At 73.1% G+C, this 21,926-nt stretch carries 17 protein-coding genes; 11 read left to right on the top strand and 6 right to left on the bottom strand.

Annotation, left to right across the window (positions count from 1 at the left end; genetic code table 11):
- Positions 1-11: 11 nt before the first annotated feature.
- From GGE06_RS19805 to GGE06_RS19795, 3 genes are read right to left on the bottom strand one after another with little or no spacing between them, the layout of a single operon-like run.
- Positions 12-779: an amino acid ABC transporter ATP-binding protein gene (locus GGE06_RS19805; RefSeq protein WP_041131203.1), complete on the bottom strand. Its 768-nt coding sequence runs from the start codon at positions 777-779 to the stop codon at positions 12-14.
- Positions 776-1,726: an amino acid ABC transporter permease gene (locus GGE06_RS19800; RefSeq protein ID WP_116158874.1), complete on the bottom strand. Its 951-nt coding sequence runs from the start codon at positions 1,724-1,726 to the stop codon at positions 776-778. Before GGE06_RS19800 ends, GGE06_RS19805 begins: the two co-directional genes overlap by 4 nt.
- Before the next feature lie 31 nt (positions 1,727-1,757).
- Complete coding sequence (locus tag GGE06_RS19795) at positions 1,758-2,720, bottom strand: ABC transporter substrate-binding protein (protein ID WP_116158873.1); 963 nt, start codon at positions 2,718-2,720, stop codon at positions 1,758-1,760.
- Between the two features lie 535 nt (positions 2,721-3,255).
- Here GGE06_RS19795 and GGE06_RS19790 point away from each other — a divergent pair.
- The 3 genes from GGE06_RS19790 (at position 3,256) to GGE06_RS19780 (ending at position 7,075) form a co-directional block, all read left to right on the top strand.
- Positions 3,256-4,464, top strand: a complete 1,209-nt coding sequence (locus tag GGE06_RS19790; RefSeq protein WP_184931378.1) for an NAD(P)-dependent malic enzyme — start codon at positions 3,256-3,258, stop codon at positions 4,462-4,464.
- A 185-nt stretch (positions 4,465-4,649) separates the two neighbouring features.
- Positions 4,650-5,615: a zinc-binding dehydrogenase gene (locus tag GGE06_RS19785; RefSeq protein WP_030688786.1), complete on the top strand. Its 966-nt coding sequence runs from the start codon at positions 4,650-4,652 to the stop codon at positions 5,613-5,615.
- 89 nt (positions 5,616-5,704) lie between these two features.
- A complete protein-coding gene (locus GGE06_RS19780) occupies positions 5,705-7,075 on the top strand; it encodes a cellulase family glycosylhydrolase (protein WP_116158871.1) in 1,371 nt (456 codons plus the stop codon).
- A 48-nt stretch (positions 7,076-7,123) separates the two neighbouring features.
- Here the strand turns inward: GGE06_RS19780 and GGE06_RS19775 are convergent, their stop codons facing one another.
- Complete coding sequence (locus GGE06_RS19775; protein WP_116158870.1) at positions 7,124-8,023, bottom strand: PadR family transcriptional regulator; 900 nt, start codon at positions 8,021-8,023, stop codon at positions 7,124-7,126.
- A 1-nt stretch (position 8,024) separates the two neighbouring features.
- Positions 8,025-8,900, bottom strand: coding sequence for a DUF4097 family beta strand repeat-containing protein (locus GGE06_RS19770; protein ID WP_116158869.1), 876 nt, complete (start codon positions 8,898-8,900; stop codon positions 8,025-8,027).
- Between the two features lie 160 nt (positions 8,901-9,060).
- Here GGE06_RS19770 and GGE06_RS19765 point away from each other — a divergent pair, with 160 nt between their 5' ends.
- The gene (locus GGE06_RS19765) at positions 9,061-9,879 is read left to right on the top strand and encodes a hypothetical protein (protein ID WP_116158868.1); all 819 of its coding nucleotides are present in this window, start codon (positions 9,061-9,063) and stop codon (positions 9,877-9,879) included.
- 75 nt (positions 9,880-9,954) lie between these two features.
- Here the strand turns inward: GGE06_RS19765 and GGE06_RS19760 are convergent, their stop codons facing one another.
- Positions 9,955-10,140: a DUF6104 family protein gene (locus tag GGE06_RS19760; RefSeq protein ID WP_018102711.1), complete on the bottom strand. Its 186-nt coding sequence runs from the start codon at positions 10,138-10,140 to the stop codon at positions 9,955-9,957.
- A 99-nt stretch (positions 10,141-10,239) separates the two neighbouring features.
- On the opposite strand from GGE06_RS19760, the gene GGE06_RS19755 reads away from it, so the two are divergent.
- From GGE06_RS19755 to fxsT, 7 genes are all read left to right on the top strand, one after another.
- Positions 10,240-10,689, top strand: coding sequence for a CU044_2847 family protein (locus GGE06_RS19755; RefSeq protein WP_116158867.1), 450 nt, complete (start codon positions 10,240-10,242; stop codon positions 10,687-10,689).
- Positions 10,686-12,719 carry a VMAP-C domain-containing protein gene (locus GGE06_RS19750; RefSeq protein ID WP_116158866.1) on the top strand — a complete coding sequence of 678 codons (2,034 nt, stop codon included), beginning with the start codon at positions 10,686-10,688 and terminating at the stop codon, positions 12,717-12,719. Before GGE06_RS19755 ends, GGE06_RS19750 begins: the two co-directional genes overlap by 4 nt.
- Before the next feature lie 282 nt (positions 12,720-13,001).
- Positions 13,002-14,018, top strand: a complete 1,017-nt coding sequence (locus GGE06_RS19745; protein WP_116158865.1) for an AAA family ATPase — start codon at positions 13,002-13,004, stop codon at positions 14,016-14,018.
- Positions 14,019-14,025: 7 nt separating this feature from the next.
- Positions 14,026-17,163: an SAV_2336 N-terminal domain-related protein gene (locus tag GGE06_RS43475; RefSeq protein WP_281402353.1), complete on the top strand. Its 3,138-nt coding sequence runs from the start codon at positions 14,026-14,028 to the stop codon at positions 17,161-17,163.
- A 90-nt stretch (positions 17,164-17,253) separates the two neighbouring features.
- A complete protein-coding gene (locus GGE06_RS19735) occupies positions 17,254-17,460 on the top strand; it encodes an FxSxx-COOH-like cyclophane-containing RiPP peptide (protein WP_147321067.1) in 207 nt (68 codons plus the stop codon).
- A 78-nt stretch (positions 17,461-17,538) separates the two neighbouring features.
- Entirely contained in the window at positions 17,539-18,816 is a 1,278-nt protein-coding gene (locus tag GGE06_RS19730) for an aKG-HExxH-type peptide beta-hydroxylase (RefSeq protein ID WP_184931377.1), read from the top strand.
- Between the two features lie 59 nt (positions 18,817-18,875).
- On the top strand, positions 18,876-21,893 hold the full coding sequence (gene fxsT, locus GGE06_RS19725; RefSeq protein WP_116158862.1) for an FxSxx-COOH system tetratricopeptide repeat protein: 3,018 nt from the start codon (positions 18,876-18,878) through the stop codon (positions 21,891-21,893).
- Positions 21,894-21,926 lie beyond the last annotated feature (33 nt).

Raw genomic sequence — 21,926 nt, 5'->3', positions numbered from 1 at the left:
TCCTCCGCGTCTCAGAGCACCTTCGAGAGGAACGCCTTCGTACGGTCCTGCTGCGGGTTCGTCAGGACGTCCCGCGGGTTGCCCGACTCGACCACGACGCCGCCGTCCATGAAGACCAGCGAGTCGCCGACCTCGCGGGCGAAGCCCATCTCGTGCGTGACGACGATCATCGTCATGCCCGACTCGGCGAGGTCCCGCATGACGTCGAGGACGTCACCGACGAGCTCCGGGTCGAGCGCCGAGGTCGGCTCGTCGAAGAGCATCAGCTTCGGCTCCATCGCCAGAGCACGGGCGATGGCCACGCGCTGCTGCTGGCCGCCGGAGAGCTGCGACGGGTAGTTGCCCATCTTGTCGCCGAGGCCGACCCGGTCGAGCAGGCGCTCGGCCCGCTCGCGCGCCACCGCCTTGGACTCGCCCTTCACCTGGATGGGCGCCTCCATGACGTTGGCCAGGGCCGTCATGTGGGGGAAGAGGTTGAAGCGCTGGAAGACCATGCCGATGTCACGGCGCTGGACCGCGACCTCGCTGTCCTTCAGCTCGTAGAGCTTGTCGCCCTTCTGCTTGTAGCCCACCAGCTCGCCGTCGACGGAGAGCCGGCCGCCGTCGATGCGCTCCAGGTGGTTGATGCAGCGCAGGAAGGTCGACTTTCCGGAGCCGGAGGGGCCGACGAGGCAGAAGACCTCGCCGTTCTGCACCTCCAGGTCGATGCCGCGGAGGATGTGGGCCGCGCCGTAGGACTTGTGGACGCCTTCGGCCTTGACCATGGGCTGACCGGTCATGCCTTCGCCTCCGGGGAACGCTTGAACGTGGTGAGGTTCTTCTTGACGCGCTGGAACGGGGTGGCCGGCAGGTTGCGCGTCGAACCGCGGGCGAAGCGGCGCTCCAGGTAGTACTGGCCGACGCTGAACACGCTGGTCAGCGCCAGGTACCAGATGGAGGCCACGAACAGCATCTCCATCACGGCGCCCGCCGTGTTGCCGATGTTCGACGAGGCACGGAGGAGTTCGGTGTACTGCACGGCCGAGACCAGGGACGAGGTCTTCAGCATGTTGATGAACTCGTTGCCCGTCGGCGGCACGATCACCCGCATGGCCTGCGGGAGCACGATGCGGCCCATGGTCTTCGTCGAGGACATGCCCAGCGCGTGCGCCGCCTCGGTCTGGCCCTCGTCGACCGACTGGATGCCGGCGCGGACGATCTCCGCCATGTAGGCGCCCTCGTTCAGGCCGAGGCCGAGCAGGGCCACCATGAACGGCGTCATGACGTCCACGGTCTCGTTCTTGTAGATCGGCCCGAGGTTGATGTAGTGGAAGATCAGCGACAGGTTGAACCACACCAGCAGCTGCACGTACACCGGGGTGCCGCGGAAGAACCAGATGTAGAGCCAGGCGACCGCGCCGGTCACCGGGTTCTTGGAGAGCCGCATCACGGCGAAGACGATGCCGAGGACGAGGCCCAGGGCCATCGCCGAGATGCTGATGATGATGGTGTTCCACATGCCGTCGATGACGGAGGGGTCGAACACCTTGTCCCACACCGTCGCCCAGACGACATCGCCCTGGGAGAAGGCGTAGACGAGCCAGCCGAGGAGGACGACGACCACGACGGCGCTGACCCAGCGGCCGTAGTGGCGCACGGGGATGGCCTTGATCGCCTCGTACGGGAGGCCCGAGGGGGTGGATCCGGACGGAGCGGCGGCCGGTTCCTTGCTGATCTTGTCAGTCATGACGACTGCCCTTCAGTGGTACGAGGAGAGGTCACTTGCCGGCGTTGATCGTGGCCGACTTGACCGCGCTGTCCTCGACGTTCCACTTCTTGAGGGCCTCGGCGTAGGACCCGTCCTTGATGGCCGCGTCGAGGGCTTCCTTGACGGCGTCGCGCAGCTGGGTGTTGTCCTTCGAGACGCCGATGCCGAAGAGGCCGACGTCGCTCTGGTTGCCGGTGACCTCGAAGTCGTTGCCGCCGCCCGAGGTCTTCGCGATGTACGAGGCGACCGGGTAGTCGTTCAGGTCGGCGACCGCGCCGCCGGCCTTCACGCGGGTCTGGGCCTCGGCGTCGGTGTCGAAGGCCTGGATGGTCAGCTTCTTGTCGCCGCACTTGGTGGCCTGCGCCTTGAAGGTGTCCTCGTAGATCGTGCCGCGCTGGACGGCCACGGTCTTGCCGCAGAGGTCGTCGAGGGAGTTGATGCCCTGCGGGTTGCCCTTCTTGACCAGCAGGGAGACGCCGGAGCTGAAGTAGTCGACGAAGTCGATGCCCTTGCCGATCTTCTTCCCGTTGTCGTCCAGGCCCTCCTGGCGCTTCTTGTTGTCCGTCATCGCGGACATGATCAGCTGCTGGCGGCCGGTGTAGATCGAGGTGATCAGGCCGTCGAAGGTGCCCGAGATGAACTCGAACTTGACGCCGAGCTGCTTGCTGAGGGCCTCCGCGATGGCCGGGTCGACACCGACGATCTTGCCGCCCTCGGTGAACTCCATCGGGGCGTACGAGGCGTCCGTGCCGACCTTGATGACACCCGCCTTCTGGATGTCGGCGGGGAGCTTCGAGAAGAGCGGGGCCTTGCTCGCGGCGGCCGAGCCGGACTCCTTCGTGCCGCCCGCGCTCTCGGTCTGGTCGCCACAGGCGGTCAGCAGCATCGAGCCGGCGACCGCGATGGCGGCGACCGCGGCAAGACGGGACGTGCGGGTCTTGGCGGTCGTACAGCGCGTGGAGCGTGCGGTCATGGTCGGGTTCCTCCGGCGTGTGAGGTGCTGCCAGGTATCGCGTACACAACTTCGAGTGTCGCGACCTCGTGTGATTACGGCATCTTGCCATTCGGACTGCCACAAACCGACGGCCACGGATGTCAAAATCGGATAACAGGTGACCCCGAAATCCCGACAGGCCGGTACATCAGGGCCGGATCTTCTGCGGAATCTCTTCCCCATCACCGAAAAATCTGCGGTTCATCTCGCCATTCGGACGATTGGAAGGCCGCCAATCGGGTGCGGAAACCATCTATCGGGACATCGGGTGACGTGTCGTTCTCCGTCCGCGTCCGGATGCACTCGGTATGAGTCGCGTCACCGAGCGGATATGGACTCGTCTGCGGTGCCGTCTGTCCGGTAAGAAGGATCCTTACACCCCTCATCCGGGGCTCAGGGCGCGTTGTGCGGCGCGCCCGCGCGGCTGCCAGACACGGCGGCCGCGGGACCCGCCCACCGCTCCACACCAGGAGCGGCCAACCCTCAAATGCAGCAGACTCAAGGGGTCAACCCAATGGCAGCGGAAATCGTCAATCCTCACAACGGCAGCGGTACGGAAGCTCCCGAGGAGCCCTTCGATCCTGTCTTCGCCCTTCACCGGGGCGGCAAGATGGCCGTGGCGGCCACCGTCCCCCTCCGGGACAAGGACGACCTGTCCCTCGCGTACACGCCCGGCGTCGCCAAGGTGTGCACCGCGATCGCCGAGCAGCCCGAGCTGGTCAACGACTACACCTGGAAGTCCCAGGTCGTGGCCGTCGTGACCGACGGCACGGCCGTCCTCGGCCTCGGCGACATCGGCCCGGAGGCCTCCCTCCCGGTCATGGAGGGGAAGGCCATCCTCTTCAAGCAGTTCGGCGGCGTGGACGCGGTCCCGATCGCCCTCGCCACCACCGACACCGACGAGATCGTCGAGACCGTCGTCCGCCTCGCCCCCTCCTTCGGCGGGGTGAACCTGGAGGACATCTCGGCCCCGCGGTGCTTCGAGATCGAGCGCAAGCTCCAGGAGCGCCTCGACATCCCGGTCTTCCACGACGACCAGCACGGCACCGCGATCGTCACGCTCGCGGCCCTCCGCAACGCGGCGAAGCTGACCGGCCGGACCCTCGGCGACCTGCGCGGTGTCATCTCCGGCGCCGGCGCGGCCGGTGTGGCCATCGCGAAGTTCCTCCTGGAGGCCGGCCTCGGCGACGTCGCCGTCGCCGACCGCAAGGGCATCGTCAGCCGCGACCGCGAGGACCTCACGGACGTCAAGCGCGAGATCGCCGAGCTCACCAACAAGGCGGGCCTCAGCGGCTCCCTGGAGAGCGCCCTGGCCGGCGCGGACGTCTTCATCGGCGTCTCCGGCGGTACGGTCCCCGAGGCGGCCGTCGCCGCGATGGCCCCGAACTCCTTCGTGTTCGCCATGGCCAACCCGAACCCCGAGGTCCACCCCGACGTCGCGCACAAGTACGCGGCCGTCGTGGCGACCGGCCGTTCGGACTACCCGAACCAGATCAACAACGTCCTCGCGTTCCCCGGCATCTTCGCCGGCGCGCTCCAGGTCCGGGCCTCCCGGATCACCGAGGGCATGAAGATCGCCGCGGCCAACGCCATCGCGGACGTCGTGGGCGACGAGCTCGCCGCCGACTGCGTGATCCCGTCGCCGTTCGACGAGCGGGTCGCCCCGGCCGTCGCGGCCGCGGTCGCCGCCGCCGCCCGCGCCGAGGGCGTCGCCCGCCGCTGACGCGGTTCGCCTCCACCGAAGGGCCCCGTTCCGGACTGCACCGGGACGGGGCCCTTCGGCGTGCGGGGACGTGCGGTGCGGTCGGGTCGGGTCCGGTCGCGTGCCGGTCCGGCTCTGTCCAGGCGACACGGGTCACACCGGGGCGTGGTTCCGTCACGTACCGGAGGCGCCCTAGGGTCGGGGCCATGTTCGCTGCCTACGCTGCCCGAATCGACCGCGACCAGCCCCTGAACGGCCTCGAATTGGGCGAACGTCCCGAACCCGAGGCGCGCCCCGGGTGGACCACCGTCACCGTCAAGGCCGCCTCGCTCAACCACCACGACCTGTGGTCGCTGCGCGGGGTCGGACTGCCCGAGGAGAAGCTGCCGATGATCCTCGGCTGCGACGCCGCCGGCATCGACGAGGACGGCAACGAGGTCGTCCTGCACTCCGTCATCGGCCAGACGGGCCACGGCGTCGGTCCGGATGAGCCCCGGTCCATCCTCACCGAGCGCTACCAGGGCACCTTCGCCGAGCGCGTGACCGTCCCCAGCTGGAACGTGCTGCGCAAGCCGAAGGAGCTGTCCTTCGAGGAGGCCGCCTGCCTCCCCACCGCCTGGCTGACCGCCTACCGCATGCTCTTCACCAACGCCGGCGTGCGGCCCGGCGACTCCGTGCTCGTGCAGGGCGCGGGCGGCGGCGTCGCCACCGCCGCGATCGCCCTCGGCAAGGCGGCCGGCCTGCGGGTCTTCGCCACCAGCCGCGACGAGGCCAAGCGGAAGCGGGCCGTCGAGCTCGGCGCCGTCGAGGCGTACGAGCCGGGGGCGCGGCTCCCGCAGCGGGTGGACGCCGTCATCGAGACCGTCGGAGCCGCCACCTGGTCGCACTCGGTCAAGTCCCTGCGGCCCGGCGGCACGCTCGTCATCTCGGGCGCCACGAGCGGCGACCGCCCGTCGCACGCCGAACTGACCCGGATCTTCTTCCTGGAACTGAAGGTCGTCGGCTCGACCATGGGTTCCAAGGACGAGCTGGAGGACCTCCTCTCCTTCTGCGCGGCGACGGGCCTCCGGCCGGTGATCGACGAGGTCCTGCCGCTGGACCGGGCGCGCGAGGGCTTCGAGAAGATGGCCTCCGGCGAGCTCTTCGGAAAGATCGTTCTGAAGACCTCCTGACCGACATCTTGAAGTAGGTCGGTCGACCTGATGGGATCTCCGGCACGAGAAACGTGAACATCGCTCACCTTGTCGTGCCGGAGGCCCCCTTGTTGCGAACCACCCTCGCGGCGACCGTCGTCGTCGCCTCGCTGCTCGCCCCGACCGCCGCCAGGGCGGAGACCGGCGGTGACGCGATACCCGCCCTCACCGACTCACGCGGCCGGGTCCTCACCCTGCGCGGCTGGAACGTCGCGGACAAGTCGCACAGCGGCGACTCCGCCCTCTCCGGAATCACGGAGAAGCACTTCCGCGACATGCGGGCCAAGGGCTTCAACACCGCCCGGGTCCTGGTCTTCTGGGACGACCTGGAGCCCCGGCCCGGCCAGTACAGCCAGGCGTACCTGAGCAAGATCGAACGGGTCCTGGACTGGGCCCAGAAGTACGACGTCAAGGTCATCCTCGACGCCCACCAGGACGTCTACGGGCCCGCCTTCGGCTCCCGGGGCATCCCGGCGTGGGCGACCAGGACCGACGGGCTGCCGTTCACCCCGCACCCCGACGACTGGTTCTCCCAGTACTTCGAGCCCGCCGTCCAGCGCGCCTTCACCCACCTCTACGAGGACGCCGACCTCCAGCGCGCCCAGGCCCGCATGTGGCGGGTGCTCGCCGACCGCTTCGAGGACCACCCGGCCGTGCTCGGCTACGACCTCATCAACGAGCCGATGGGCGAGCTGCGCGAGGGCGAGGACCTCGCGACGGCCGCCCGGCGCATCGAACGCGACCAGATCACCCCGATGTACAACCGGATCGCGGACGCGATCCGTTCGGTCGACAAGGACGGGTGGGTCTTCGTCGAGCCGACCCCGATCGTGGGCGAGGGCGTGCCCACCGGTCTGGGGCGGATCGACGACCCCAAGGTCGTCTACGCCCCCCACTTCTACAACGGCACCATGGAGGCGGGCGGCGACTACGACCCGTCGGCCGGCTGGATCGAGAACTACGAGGCGGCGGTCACCCAGTACCCGAAGGAGTACAAGGTGCCCGTGATCGTGGGGGAGTGGGGGCCGCTCAACAACTCCCTGCCGAACATGAACCGCTTCTACCGCGAGGCCATGGCCTCCCTCGGCCGCTACGGCTCCGGCTGGACCGGCTGGGAGTGGTGCTACGGCGGCGGCTACTGCGCCGTGGACGGCACCGGGGCCTTCCGCACGAACAAGGAGCTGACCGCCGAGCCGTACGCGGAGGCGGTCGCGGGCCGGGTCCGCTCCGCGGCGTACGACGCGCCGTCCGGGGTCTACCGCCTGTCGTACGAGGCGGCCTCCCGGCGCGGCTCCCGCGTCACCGAACTCTCCCTGCCGCCCGGCGACTGGCGCGTGACGGCCCACGGTGCCGCGCTGGTGCTCCGCAAGGACCGGGGCCGAGCCTGGATCCTCGCGACGCCCGGCGCCCGGGTGACGGTGACGGTCACGCGCGGCTGAGGCCCCAGGGGGAGGGGTGGGGCGGGGCCCGGGTGGGCCCCGGCCCCGTCAGCTCCTTCTCTCCGGGTGAAGGAGGGCCGTGATGTGGGTCGCCGCGGCCGACAAGTGGTCCCGGGTCTCCCTGAGCTGGTCCTCCGTCACGCCGTGGTCGCGGGCCGCGTCGCGGATCTCGTCGCGGAAGCGGTCGAGGAGGCGGTCGAGGTCGCGGGCCGGGTCGCCCGAGCCCGTCGTGTCCCGCGCCCATTCCGGCGCCTCGCCGGCCGGGGCCTTCGTGAACCGGGGGTCCGGCGTCGCGGCCTTCGGATGGGTCGTGCCCGTCACCAGGTCGCCGAGCTGGGCCGTGATGCCCGAGATCCCCTCCCAGACCCCCTTGGGCCAGTCGCCCCGCGCGAACCGGTCCTGGACCTCGTCCTGCACCTGCTGGGCGATGCGCTGGAACTCCTTCGCCTGGCGGCGCGCCGACCGGGCCTCCTCGCGGGCCTCGCGGGCCTGCCGCTTCCACTCCTGCTTGAAGCGGCGCATCTCCTCCTTCGCCTCGGCGAAGGAAGGGGGATCCACCGTGCGGTTCTGTCCGGCGGCGGCACGCATCTCGCTGCGCACCCGGCCGGCCGCGCCCCGCACGTCCTCGCGGATCTCCGCCGCCAGCTCCGAGACCGACTCGCGGATCTCCCGCTCCAGGTCGTCCAGTTCGGCGCCGCGCCCGGCCAACTCGGCGCGGCCGGCGTCGGTGATCGAGTAGACCTTGCGGCCCCCTTCGCTGGCGTGGGTGACGAGGCCCTCGGCCTCCAACTTGGCGAGGCGCGGGTACACCGTGCCCGCCGAGGGCGCGTACAGCCCCTGGAAGCGCTCCTCCAGGAGGCGGATCACCTCGTACCCGTGGCGCGGGGCCTCGTCGAGCAGCTTGAGCAGATACAGGCGGAGGCGTCCGTGGGCGAAGACGGGCGGCATGTCAGAGCACCTTTCCGGTCGCGGAGGGGTCGGACGAGGGGGCGGCGTCGCCGTCCTCCTCGGGCTCGGGGCGGCGGAGCAGGGCGATGGAGCCGGAGACGGTGGTCGCCTTGAGCGTGCCCCGGCCCGAACCGAGCGTGCCCGTGATGGACTTGGCGCCCCACTGGCCTCCCACCCGCAGGTCCTCGAAGGCATTCGACACGGCGCCGCTCGTCGTGCTCGCCTCGACCCGGGCGTCGGCCGGGTGCGGGAGCCGGATCGCGACCTCGCCGGAGACGCTGGTGAGCCGGATGTCGGCGGGCGGCCCGTCGAGCCGGGTCGGGTCGAGGTCGATGACCATGTCGCCGCTGACCGTGTCGGCCTTCACGGAGGAGCCCGAGCCCTCGATCACCGTCACGTCTCCGGTCACGGAGTTGACGCGCAGCGCGCCGGTGACGGACTGGGCCTCCAGGTTCCCCGAGACGCTCTCGGCGCGGACCGGGCCGGAGAGTCCGAGGAGGGTGGTGTCGCCCGTGACGCCGCGCACCTCCGTACGCCCTCTGATCCCCGTGACGACCGCCTCGGCGCCGACCACGCCCACCTCGACGTCGACGCCCGCGGGGACGGCGACGGAGACGACCGCCCGGCGGCGGTACTCCTTGCGCTCGAACCACTTGAGGATGCTCTTCCAGTGAAGGTCCTCGTAGGTCACGGTCAGCGTGGAGCCGTCCTGCGTCACGATCAGCGGCGGGCCCTCGATCTCGGAGACCTCCACGCGGGCGGAACTCTCGTCCGTCCCCACCACGTTCACCGTGCCGTTGACGATGCGGACCTGCAGCAGCGTCACGGGGTCGGCCGGAGCCAGCTTCGTCGGCTCGGTGACGGACCACTCTGTCATGGTGCTGACCTCCCGTATCGGCAACGCAACATATCGCGTTTCTCGATAGACACGATATATCGCGGCCTCGTGGAGTCAACCCTGAGTCGACCCCGACTCATCCCTGACAGGGGCGGGGCAATCGCGGTCTTATGCGGACAAATTGGCCTAGCGTGGGGCCATGAACGCGACACCCGGACCGCCGCACCCCGCCGGAGCCCTGCTGCTCTGCCGCGCCGAGCCCCCGGAGGTCCGGCCGTCGGCCCAACTCCTCCGGGAACGGCTGCTCCTCGCCCCCGCGGGCGCCGAGTGGACCGTGCTCGTACCGGAGGGGAAGCCCTGGCTGCACGGCGGGGAGCCCGTCGAGCAGGTCGTCACCGGCTGGGCCACCGCCCTCGCCGTCCCGGCCGCCGGCCGGCCGGTCGTCGCGCTCTGGTGGGACCGCGACCGGGCCGGCCTCACGCTCGCCGCCGGCTTCCGCCGCGCGGTCGGTTACACCTGGCTCGCGGACGGCACCCCCGTCGGCGAGGACGAGGCCATGCGCACCTTCGCCGCCCGTCTCGCCCTCGATCCCGTCCTGGACGTGCAGGCCCTCGAACCGCTCACCGAGCCCGACCCGGACGCCGACGCCCACGCCCGGCTCGTCGGGGTCGTCGCGGTCCTCGCCCGCGCCGGACTCGCCCTGCCCGCCGGGATCGTCCCGGGCGAGAGCGCCGACCGGCTCCGGGCCGCGGCCCTCGCCGGGGGCGCCGAACGGCTCGAACGGACCGGATGGCTCGACGCCGTGCGCGCCGAGCTGGACGTGGTGGAGGACGGCCCCATCGGCCCGTACCTGCGCGGCCCCAAGGCGCGCGTACTGAGCGGGGCGCAGCTCCTCGTGGGGGTGCCGCTGCTGCTGTGGGGCGCGGGCCGCCGCAGCGGCGGCTGGGCGACGGCCGGCGCGCTGCTCGTCGCGCACGGCGCGCTCGGACTCGCCTACGACCGGCTGCGGGAGCGGTGAGCCGGCGGCCGGTACCGGCATTGCGGAGTGCGCGACCGGCTGCGGGAGCGGTGACCCGCAACCGGGAGGGAGCTCCTACTCGTCCTCGTCCTCGTCGTCGTCCAGACGGGCCAGCCAGGTCGCGAGGCGCTCTACCGGCACCTCGAAGTCGGGGTTGAGGTCGACGAACGTCCGCAGCTGCTCGGCGAGCCACTCGAAGGTGACCTCCTCCTCGCCGCGCCGCTTCTCCAGTTCCTCGATGCCACGGTCGGTGAAGTACATGCGATCAGGATAGGCCGTACCCCTCACGTCCCCTGTCGCCCGTCAGTCCCACCGATTAGCCTTCTGGATCCAACATCGCTTCGGGGAGCGGGGGCCGCTGTGGCACACGGGATCGCTCGGATTCGACTGGACGACGGCACGCCCGTGTGGGCGCGCGTCAGCGACGCGGAGGAGCTCGGCCGGGGCGGCGGGTTCCAGGACACCGGCGTCAGGGACCGGGTGGTCTCGATGGCCGGCGGGCTCACGGACGTCGTGCGCGGGGTCGTCGGCTCCCTGCGCGCCGGGCTCGACCCGCAGGGCTCCGTGGAGGTCGCCGTCAGCTTCGGCATCGAACTGTCGGCGCAGTCCGGCAAGGTGATCGGCGTCCTCGCGGACGGCTCGGGCAAGGCCTCCGTGAACGTGTCCCTGACCTGGACCGAACAGGGCCCGCCGACCGCGCCGGCCGCACCCGCGGCGGAGTCCGCGCCCGCCTCCGCCGAGCCGGAGGCCGCGCAGCAGCCGTCGGGGGTGACCCGGCAGCGGCGTCCGGCGGCCGATGGCACCGTATGAGCGCCTTCGACGCTCTCGTGCGCCCCGCACTCGTACGCATCGGCGCTCCCGACGGCGGGTATGACCCGCACGGCGGCCAGTTCTGGGGGACCGGCTTCTTCATCGCCCCCGGCTGGGTGCTGACCTGTGCCCATGTCGTGGCCGAAGGGGGTGGCGAGGTGTGGAGGAAGAAGCCTGCCGTCGGCATCACCTGGCAGGACGGCAAGAGGACGCGCCAGTCCATCGGCACGGTGGTCCTCGCCCTGCCCCGGCCCGAGGACCCCGGTGCGCGCCCCGAGCCCTGGGGCTTCCCCGACGTCGCCCTCGTGCGCGTGCCCGGCACGCTCAAGGCCTCCTGCGTCCGGCTCGCCGAGCGGCCTCCGGCCCGCACCACCGAGGTCGGCCTGCACGGCTGGTCCCGGGAGACCGGGGAGCTGGGCATCCGCCAGGTGCACGGCCGGCTGACCGGCGTCGACGCCCGCGCCCTCGTGACGGAGGGGGTGCTGCCCGTCGAGGGCTGCTCCGGCGGCCCCGTCGTCGACGACCTCCAGGGCGCCGTGATCGGCTTCAACAAGGGACGCTGGTCCGACCAGGGCGCCCTCGTCCCCCTCGCCGCCCTGCGCTGCCTGCACGACGCGCCCGGGGGCAGGTTCTGGGCCGAGGCACTGCGTGACCACGACCGTCATCACCTCGACCACTACCTCCAGTCCCTCGACTACGGATCCGACTGGACGCGCGCGCAGCAGCAGCTCGGCGGCCCGCACCCGCTGAGCCCGCAACTCCGCACCCGGTTACGGGGGCAGCTCTCCGCGCTGCCCGCCCCGATCAACGCCGGCGAGATCATGGACCTGGTCGACCGGGTCAGGGCCTGGATCAGGAACAGCACCACCCCGGACGCCTTCGAGGACGACCCGCGCACCTGGAGCGAGGGCGCCGCACTGCTGTACGGGCTGCGGGCGCCCGACCGCACCGATCCGGGCGACCCCGGCCTCGACGCCGTGCTCCTGTACGCCGCCCATGTCGTCCGGCGGGTCTCCGGCCGCCCCGGCGGTGTCGGCGACGTGACCGCGTTCCGGGACTGGATCATCGACCTGGCCGCCGACGCGGGCCCGTACCTCCGCCGCGAGATCGACGACCTGATCGGCTCCAACGGCTCGGCCGCCCTCGCGGGCGCCCGCGAGCGCCGCGCACGCGCGGACGTGCTCCTGGAGATCGACACGCCCCGCTGGGACCGGCGCTACCCGTGGCGCGTGAAGCTGCTCCGCGACGGGCACATGGTCACCCCGCTCAAGGGCGACGACCGGGGTGTCGAGCGGGCCCGACTCAAGGAGACCCTGCGCGGGCCGCTCGCCGAGGCACTCAGGCTCGGCGACAACGGGCCGCACCTGGCCTCCGTGGAGGCCGTGCTGCCGCGCGAGCTCTTCGACGAGCCGCTCGACACCTGGCGGCTCGAACCCCCGGAGGGACCCGACGAGGAGCAGGGGCCCCTCACCCTCGGGCAGCGCCGCATCGTGGTCATCAGGGACGCCCGGCGCCACGGCAAGGAGCCGTCGGCCGAGTGGCGGGAGCGCTGGGAGGCAGGGGAGCGGGGACCGCTGCGTGCGACACCCCTGCGTGCCGAGGTGCCCGGCGCGGGCTCGGACGCCCACACCGCGCGCGTGCGCCGGGAGACCCTGGAGGAGACGCGCGAGCGGCTCCGCCGGGCCGAGGGCGGCACCGTTCCCGTCTACTGCGGCCCGGTGGGCAGCGGCGACGGGCTCATGGCGATGAACGCCGCCCTGGCCGCCGGCCACCCCCTGGCCCTCTGGCGGACCGGCGCCCACGACCACACCGACTGCGCGGCCTTCCACGTGGAGGCGGACTGGCTGCTCGCGGACGCGCGCACCGCCCACGGGCTCGGCGAGCCCATCCGTTCCCTGCGCGCCCTGGTGCCGGAGCGGGCCGACCTCGCCTGGGCCGAGACCATCGCCGTCCTGTACGACCCCCCCGACCGCCCGCCGGCCGCCGGCCGCCTGGAGCCCCCGCCGCTGCTCGGCGAGGAGGACCCGTGACGGCGGCGGCGCCCGCCGCCCGGACCCGCCCCGGGCAGGCCTCGTGAGGCCGGCGGAGCCCGCCGCGGTCCCCGGGCGGTCACGGGGGCCCTCCCGCCCCGGCCGGTCACAGGATCCCTCCCGCCCCGGTCCCTCACCGGCCCCGTCCCGCCCAAAGCGCCCCACGCGTCCGACAGTTACCGTCCCCGCCCGGAACGACCGGTTCGGGGGTCGGCAAGTACGGCCCCGGGGCAGTACGTTCGGAAAGCCCGGCCAGCACACCACAGCCAGGAGGAGTTCATCGTGAACGATTGGCGGATCTACCGTGGGGCCGGGCATCCGCATGACGAGATACGGCGCCTGCCCGCCCCGCCGCCCTGGCGCGACTTCTCGGCGGGCGGCGCCGACGACACCCTCGCCGGCTCCGACCGCCGGCTCGGCGTCAAGCGCAGGCTCGTCCAGAACCACCACCCCCGGCCCGCCGAGACCGACGCGGTCAACGCCGCCCTCTACCTGCGGCGTCCGCTCCTCGTCACCGGCAACCCCGGCACCGGCAAGTCCACGCTCGCGCACGCCGTCGCCCATGAGCTGCGCCTCGGCCGGGTGCTCCGCTGGCCCATCGTCAGCCGCTCCACCCTCCAGGACGGCCTCTACCGGTACGACGCCATCGGCCGCCTCCAGGACGTGCAGCTGGAGCGCGCCCAGGCCGGTGCGTCCGGTTCCGCCGCCGCGGCCCCGGCCGGCATCGGCTCGTACATCCGGCTCGGACCGCTCGGCACCGCGCTGCTCCCCTCCGAGCAGCCCCGTGTCCTGCTCATCGACGAGCTCGACAAGAGCGACCTCGACCTGCCCAACGACCTCCTGAACGCCCTGGAGGAGGGCGAGTTCGCCATCCCCGAGCTGGAGCGGCTCGCCGACCGGGAGCCGGTCGTCGAGGTGCTCAGCGACGACGGCCGCAAGGTGCCGGTGTACGGCGGCCGGATCCGCTGCAGCACCTTCCCGTTCATCGTGCTCACCTCCAACGGCGAACGGGACTTCCCCGCCGCCCTGTTGCGCCGCTGCATCCGCCTGGAGCTCGAACCGCCCGGCGAGGAGCAGCTCGGCGCGATGATCGAGGCCCACCTGGGGACCGAAGCCGTCGCGGGCGACGGCGAACAGGGCCTCGTCCAGCGCTTCCTGAACCGCGAGCCCGGCGAGGTGATCGCCACCGACCAGCTCCTCAACGCCCTCTACCTGACCCAGCACGCCTCCCGCGCCGAACGGGTGACCAGGGAACGGATCGCGGACATGCTCATGCAGCCGCTCGATCAGCCGAGGTGATGACCGGATGCACCGGACGCACCGGATGCCTCTGGAGGAGCTGACCCGCAGACTCCGGGCGGGCGGGGTGGACCCGTCCGCCGAGGCGGTCGCGGACGCGCTCTGGCTGTCCCAGTGGCTGCCGGAACCGGAGACTCCCGATCCGGAGCCACCGTCCCGCGCGGAAGGCGGAGACGCGGAGACCGCCCGGCCCGTCGGCGAGGGGCGAGAACCGGCCAATCACGAGGAGACGCCCGCACCCACGCCCGCGCCCCCGGCCGAGCGCACCGCGGGCCGCGAGTCCGTCGCCCTCCACACGCGCGCCGGAGTCGGCCCGGCGGACGGAGTGCGCCGCGGCGGGGGCGTCGGCACGGGGCGGGGCGCGGCCCTGTCCGTACGCGCGCCCGGCGCCAACGCCCTGCCCGGGCTCCTCGGCCTCCAGAAGGCCCTGCGCCCGCTGCGGGGGTACGCGCCCGCCCCGCCGCGCCCCGACGAGGGCGTCCTCGACGAGGAGGCCACCGCCGAAAGCAGCGCCGCCGCGGGCATCCTCACACCCGTCCTGCGTCCCGCCGCCGGCCGCCGCCCCGACATCCAGCTCCTCATGGACACCGGTCCCGCGATGGTCGTCTGGGACCGCATGGTCGAGGAGCTCCGCCAGGCCTGCCAGCAGTCCGGCGCCTTCCGCGACGTCCAGGTGCACCGCCTCTACGACACGGGCGAAGGCCCCCCGCTCGTCACCACCACCTCCGGTGCCGACGGCCGGCCCCGGCTCCGCCCCGTCGACCAGCTCCACGACCCCACCGGGCGCCGCCTCACCCTCGTCGTCAGCGACTGCGTCGGGCCCCTCTGGCAGCGCGGCGCCGCCCAGCGCTTCCTGCGCCAGTGGCCCCGCCACTCCCCGCTCGCCCTCGTCCAGCCGCTGCCGCCGCGCCTGTGGCCGCGCACCGCGCTCCCCGCCGAACCGGGCACCTTCCAGCGCTCCTCCCGCCCCGGAGGACCCGCCGCCTTCCGTTCCGACGACGAACCCTGGGCGGTCCCCGACCCGGCCCGGCGGGCCGTTCCCGTGCTCACCCCCACCCCCGAGGCCTTCGCCTCCTGGGCCCGGCTCCACACCGGCCACGGCGGCGACATCGTCCGCGGCTGGGCCGCCTGGCCCGCCCCCGGCCCCACGCGGCCGCCGGAGCCCCGGACACCCCGCGTCCCGCGCGGCGACGAGGAGCTCCTGCGCGCGTTCCGGGCGGGCGCATCCCCGGGGGCGCTCCGGCTCGCCGTCCAGCTCGCGGCGGCCCCGCTCACCCTCCCCGTCATGCAGCTCGTCCAGCGCGCGATGCTGCCCGACACCGGGCCCATGGAGCTGGCCGAGGTCCTGCTCAGCGGCCTCCTGCGGAGACTGCCGGGACCCACCCCGTACCCCTGCTTCAGCTATCCGCCCGGCATCCAGCAGCTCCTGCTCGGCTCGCTCGACCCCGGCGCCGCCGCTCTCGTCCTGAAACACTGCTCCGCCTACGTGGAGCGCAATTTCGGCCAGGGCATGCGGAACTTCCCGGCGCTCGCCGCCGCCCGGCTCGCCGGCCACGGCCCCGCCGACGGCGAGGGCGGACCCGGCCCCGTCCCGGCGTCCGACGAGACCGACGAACCCGCCGGGCCCGAGGGCGCCGAGGCGGAACTCTTCGCCCGCATCCCCGCGCGCGTGCTCCGCTTCTACCACCCCGACCTCGTCACCCCCGACCCCCTCACCGAAGCCCGCCGCCTCCTCGAACAGGGGCGCGCCCAGTCCGACCCCGCCCTCCTCTCCGCCGCCCGCGAGCGCGCCGAGGAGGCGCTCCCCACCGCGCCCGCCGAGGCCCGGATCGTCCTCGGCCGTGTCGTGTACGCGGAGGCGGGCACGGGGGCCGTCCGGCGTGCGGGACGCCGCCGCGAGCTCCTCGACCGGGCCGACGACATCCTCGTCAACGCCGCGGAGCTGGCCCGGCCGGGGGACGAGCACTGGGCCGAGGCCCGCCTCGAACGGGCCGTCGTCCAGCACGCCCTGTGGCAGGAGACCGGGGACGCACGGCGGCTCGACACCGCCCTCGCCACGCTCGCCGGGGACGCGGGCCGGTGGCCCCCGACCGCCCGGCCCACCCTGCACCTGCGCCGGGGACGGCTGCTCCTCGCGCGCGGCGACGGCGCGGCGGCGGCCGAGGAGCTCACCGCGGCCCTCGCCCTCGGGGAGAGCGCCGCGGCCCTGCTCGACCTCGCCGACGCCCTGCACCTCGCCGAGGCGGGACCCGACCGCATCGGCCCCGTCCTCGACCGCGCGGAGGCCCTCCTCGGCGACGGCCGGGCGCTGAGGCTGCGTCACGCCGCCGCACGCGCCCGCCTGTACGAGACCGCGGGCGACGGGCCGGCCGCCGACGCGGCCTACGAGCGGGCCACCCTGCTCACCCCCGCCGAGGGCGAGCAGCGCGGCCGCCTCCTGCTCACCTGGGGCGAGTCCCTGCTGCGCCGCGCCGCCGCCGGCACCGGGACCCGGCCGGTCGACCGCGCGGAGTCCGTGCTGCGCGAGGCCCTCACCTGCCTCCCCGCCGGATCCCCCGCCCGCGAGCGGGCCAGGATCCTCATCGGCAACGTGCTCGCCCTGCGCTTCGACCGCGCGGGGTTCCTGCCGGACCTGTACGAGAGCCGCCATCTCCTCGACGAGGCCCTCCGCACCACCCGCGACCCGGCGACCCGGGCCGAGGTCGGGCTGCAACTGGGATGGGTGCAGCTCCAGCTGAGCGAGGCGGCGAGGGACGGGCAGCTCGTCGGCGCCCTCACCGCCTTCCGGCGCGCCGCCGACGACTCCCGGGCCGCCCGCGGCGACACCCCCGGCACCGTCACCCTGGCGCGGGCGCTCCACGCCCAGGGCGCGGTGCTGTACCTGATGGACCGCGTCGGTCACGCCGCGACGGTCCTGGCGGAGGCCGCCGAGCAGTGGCGGCGGCTCGACGGCGTGCTGGTGGCGGTGGACTGGGCGGACGTCGAGCGGACCCGGACGCTGCTCGCCGAGGCCAGGGCCGTCCCCCGCCCGCGGCCGGACCGCTTCTCCCGCGAGGAACGGCGCCGGATCGCGCCGCCCTGGTGGGCCTGGCGCGAGGAGGACGCGGAACGGCTGGATAACGGGGGCGCGCATGGGCGCAGTTGAGTCGAACCGGTTTCCGCCTCTGGGGCGTCGGGAAGAACCGCTCCGCCGCTACGACCGTGGGGGACAAGGGTCGGTGAGGAGGAGCCGAGGGTGTTGGAGCACACGAAGCGGGTCGCAGGCGTCGACCGGGGCGGTGAACGGCCTCGGCACCTGCCCGATCTCAACGGCGTGGACCTGCGGACCCTGCGCTTCATGGACGATCCCGCCCTGGCGGCCGCCGTCGAGCGGGTCCTCTGGCATCCCCAGGAGCTGGCCGATTCCTGGGCGGAGACCGCCGGGGACAAGGTCCACGGCTGACCCTCGGTGGAGTGTCCGCCCCGACCGACCGTTTTCGGTCAGATGCGCGCCTCCCGCCGTAGGCCCATGGAGCCGGGAGTGAACAGCGCGCCCCTGCCCGCGCCCGTCTTCGTCCGGCTGGCCCGGCTCAGCCCCGCCCCGGACGGGCTCACGCTGCTCCGATCCGCGCTGCACGCCCGGCGGCTGCTGCTCCTCAAAGCACTCCTGGTGCGCGTCCACCGGCACCGGGAGTCCGTCGAACCGGGCGCGCTCGGCCGGTTCGACCGCGCCTGGGACCTGCTCGAACGGGTCGAGGAGCGCCATCCCGCCGTGGTCCGGGACGTCCTCGACTACCCCACGACCGGCGCCTGGCTGGCCGACGCGCTCGCCGAGTCACCCGGGCCGGCCTTCGACCGGCTGCTCGGCCACCTCGACAACCTCGCGGTCACCGCCGCCCTGCGCGCCGGAGGCCCGCTCGACCTGACCGTGGAGACCCCCGACGGCCTGCTCCCGCTGCCCGGCGTGGGCCGGCTGGCCGTGGCCGCGGACCGCGTCAGGGTCAGCGCCGGCGAGCGGACCGTACGGTTCCACCCGGACGGCGCCCGCCACCCCGTGCCCGCCGTCCTGCGGCTGACCGGCGGGCACGACGGCGTCCTCGCGGGCCACGGCCCCGGCTGGCGCGCCGTCCGCCCGCTGCCCGGCGGCAGCGCGCTCCTGGACGATCTCGACCCGTACCGGGTGCCGTTCGGCGGGGGCGGCGGCACGGTGGTCGCCGCGGCCGATCCCGCCGACACCGACCACGCCGCCTGGGCCGCCACCTGGTGCGCCGCCCGGGACCTCCTCGCCCGCACGGACCCCGGCCGGGCCGCCGAGGTGGCGCGCGGCGTCCGCGCGGTCGTCCCGGTCGTCCCGCGCGGACCCCGGCACCTGGGCGCCACCCTGAGCGCCGCCCCCGGAGCCGTACTGACCTCGCTGCCCGCCGAAGGGCAGGGGATGGCCGAAACGCTCGTGCACGAGCTGCACCACAGCAAGCTCGCGACACTCCATGAACTCGTGCCGCTGTACGGCCCCGGGCGGGGCGCCGTGCACCGGGTCGGCTGGCGTTCGGACCCACGGCCCATCGCCGGTGTGCTGCACGGCGCCTACGCGCATCTGGCCCTGGCCGATCTGTGGTGGCGCGCGGTCACCGCCGACGGAGTGCCGGCGGCCTGGCGGTCCGCCGCCGGGCAACAGTTCGACGACATCCACGATCAGGTGGGCGAGGCGCTGCCGATCCTGCTTGAATCCGATGAACTGACCGCGAACGGACGGGAGTTCGTTCGACAAATGGGACTGCACCACGCGAGCCTCGGCGCGACCCCCCTGGTCGCTGGGTAACACTGTGCTCACGGCACAAGACACTGCGTTGCGCGGGAGCGGGACGGGAGACACGACAGATGGCGGAACAGCGATCGGGCGGTGCGGCGGACCACGGAGCCAGAAGCGCGCCGGAACACGTCCTCGTGGTCTTCCCCGGCTATCACCGCCCGTGGGCCACCTGGATCAACCAACGGCTCGACGCGTACGGGGTGCGCGCGAGCCTTCAGCGCTGGGACCCGCCGCGCGAGGTGCCCCTGGAGGACTCGCTCGGCGACCTGCTGCTCGCCCGCGGACAGGTGCTGCTCGTCCTGGACGACTGGTTCTTCCAGCTCGGACCGCGCGCGGCCGGCGAGTGGAACGACGTGCTGCGCGGCTTCGTCGCCGCCCACGCCGAGCGGTTCGCCGCGGTCAACCTCACCAACCGGACCCTGCTCCCGGCCACCGCCGTCCTCGAACCCGTCAGCCTGTGGGGCGTCGGCGAGGAGGAGGCCGAAGCCCGGCTGCTCAGCCGGCTCGGCGTCGAACCCCGCCGCGCCACCGGCCGCCGGCTGCCCGCCGGCTCACTCGTCCGCTTCCCCGACACCCCACCCGAGATCTGGGGCGAGATCCCGCGCCGCAACCCGCGCTTCACCGGCCGCGACGACCTGCTCAGCGAGCTCCAGGAACGGCTCATGGACGCCGAGCGCGGCAACGCCGCGTGCACCCTGCTCGGCATGTCCGGCATCGGCAAGACCCAGATCGCCGCCGAGTACGCCCACCGCTTCAGCTCCGACTACGACGTCGTGTGGTGGGTCAGCTCCGACGACCGCAACGTGCAGCGCGACCGTTTCGGCGAGCTCGCCGCCGAACTCGGCCTCGCCACCGGCAACGAACCCGGCGAACGCATCCGCGCCGTCCGCGAGGCCCTGCGCCGGGGCGACCCGCACTCCCGCTGGCTCATCGTCTTCGACGGCTGGGACGACACCGACGGCGCGAACGTCATCCTGCCCCACGGCCCCGGCCACGTCCTCGTCACCTCGCGCAACCGCGGCTGGGGCGACTACACCGACATCCTCGAGGTCCCCGGCTTCGACCGCGCCGAATCCACCGCCTACCTGATGCGGCGCGCCCCGCACATCACGGCGCCCGAGGCCGACGAGGTCGCCGCCGAGTTCGGAGACGTACCGCTGCCGCTGGTCCAGGCCGCGGCCTGGCTGGGCGAGTCCCACATGGAGGTCTCCGAGTACCTGCACATGGTCCGCGAAGGACGGATCTCCGCCGTCGAGCCGTCCGGCGACGGCTTCCCGCAGGCCTCCCTCACCTCCTGGTCGATACTGATCAACCGGCTCCGGCGCGCCCAGCCGCAGGCCATCGACGTGCTCAGCCTGTGCGCGTCCTTCGCCCCCGGCCGCATCCCGCTCGGTCTCATCCGCGCCTATCCGCAGGCGGACCTCCCCGAGGACCTGCGCTGGATGGTCACGGACCTCGCCGCCTGGTCCCGGGCCCTGGACACCCTGGTCAACTACTCGGTGCTCACCCGCGAGACCCGGGGCCCCGTCAACAACGCCGAGGTGGGCCCCCACCAGGAGTCCGTGCACATGCACCGGCTCGTCCACGACATCGTCGCCCGGCTCACCGAGGGCGACCACCGCGCCGCCCACCGCCAGGCCGTCCGCACCCTGCTCGCCGAGGCCGACCCCGGCAACCCCATGGACAGCCGTCACTGGCCCCGCTACGCCGAACTCCTGCCCCACCTGGAACCCTCGGGCGCGCTCCTCAGCCACAACCCGCGCACCCAGACCGCGGTGCTCAACTGCCTGCGCTACTGCTTCCGCAGCGGCGAGTTCAAGGCCGGCATCCAGCTCGCCGAGAAGATCCGGGACAACTGGTCCACCTTCATGGACCCGCTGGACCAGCCCATGCTGGACCTCACCACCCAGCAGGGGAACATCCTGCGCTCCTTCGGCCGCTTCCGCGAGGCGTACGACCTCGACCTCGCCCAGCGCGAGCGCCTCGCCGCCGCCCAGCCCCCCAACGAGCTCGGCACCCTGCTCTCCAGCAGCGCCATCTCCAGCGACCTGCGCTTCCTCGGCCAGTACAAGGAGTCGGAACGACTGCAGCGCGCCGTCCTCGCCGACGCCGAACGCCTCCTCGGCGACAGCGAGTTCTCCACCCTCGTCGCCCGGCACAACCTCGGCGTCACCCTGCGGCAGCTCGGCCGCTTCCAGGAGGCGCACGAGTCCGACGCCGAGACCCTCGCCCAGTGCGAGCGCGTCCTCGGCAAACGCCACTCCCACACCCTCAACTCCAGCAGCGCCCTCGCCCACGACCTGCGGCTGCTCGGCCGGTACCGCGAAGCCCTCGCCCGCCAGGAGGCCAACGTCCTGCGGCACGTCCAGGTGCTCGGCCCGCAGCACCTGCAGACCCTGCACGCCCGCACCCAGCTGGCCCTGTGCCGGCGCCGCGAGGGCGGCTTCCAGCAGGACCTCGGAGCCACCATGGCCAGCCTGCTCGAACAGCTGGAGCAGGTGCACGGCCGCACCCACTGGGTGACGCTCTCCTCCCTCAACAACTACGCCAACTACCTCCGCGAACACGGCGACCTCGACCAGGCCCGTGAACTCAGCCAGGAGGCCGAGGCCGGCTACCGCGCCCTCCTCGGCCCCGCCCACCCGGTCGCCACCGGTGTCCTCGCCAACACCGCCCTCGTCCTCCAGGCGTCCGGCGAACGCGCGAGCGCCCTCGCCATCCTGGAGGCCGCACTCGCCGGACTGACCTCCTCGCTCGGCTCCGACCACCCCTGGGTCCTCGGCTGCGCCCTCAACGCCGGCGCCGCCCGCAACTTCAACGGCCGGGTGCACGACGCCGCCGAGCTCAGCCGGGACACCCTGCGCCGGGCCCGGCACACCCTGGGCAACGAGCACCCGCTCACCCTGTCGTCCCAGGTGGCCCTCGCCACCGACCTGCGCGGGCTCAGGGAGAACGAGGAGGCGAGCAAGCTGGAGGAGGACGCCCTGCTCACCCTCACCCGCACCCTGGGGGCCCAGCACCCGCACACCCTGTCGGCGCGTCAGCGCAACCGGCCCTACTGGGACTTCGAGGCCAACCTGGGCTGACAGCCCGTACGGCACAGGAAACGCCGGAGGCCC

It is taken from the genome of Streptomyces nymphaeiformis, from assembly GCF_014203895.1.
Classification (GTDB): Bacteria; Actinomycetota; Actinomycetes; order Streptomycetales; family Streptomycetaceae; genus Streptomyces; species Streptomyces nymphaeiformis.
The sequence above is the reverse complement of the archived record's forward strand: the minus strand, read 5'-3'. Positions and strand labels throughout refer to the sequence as shown.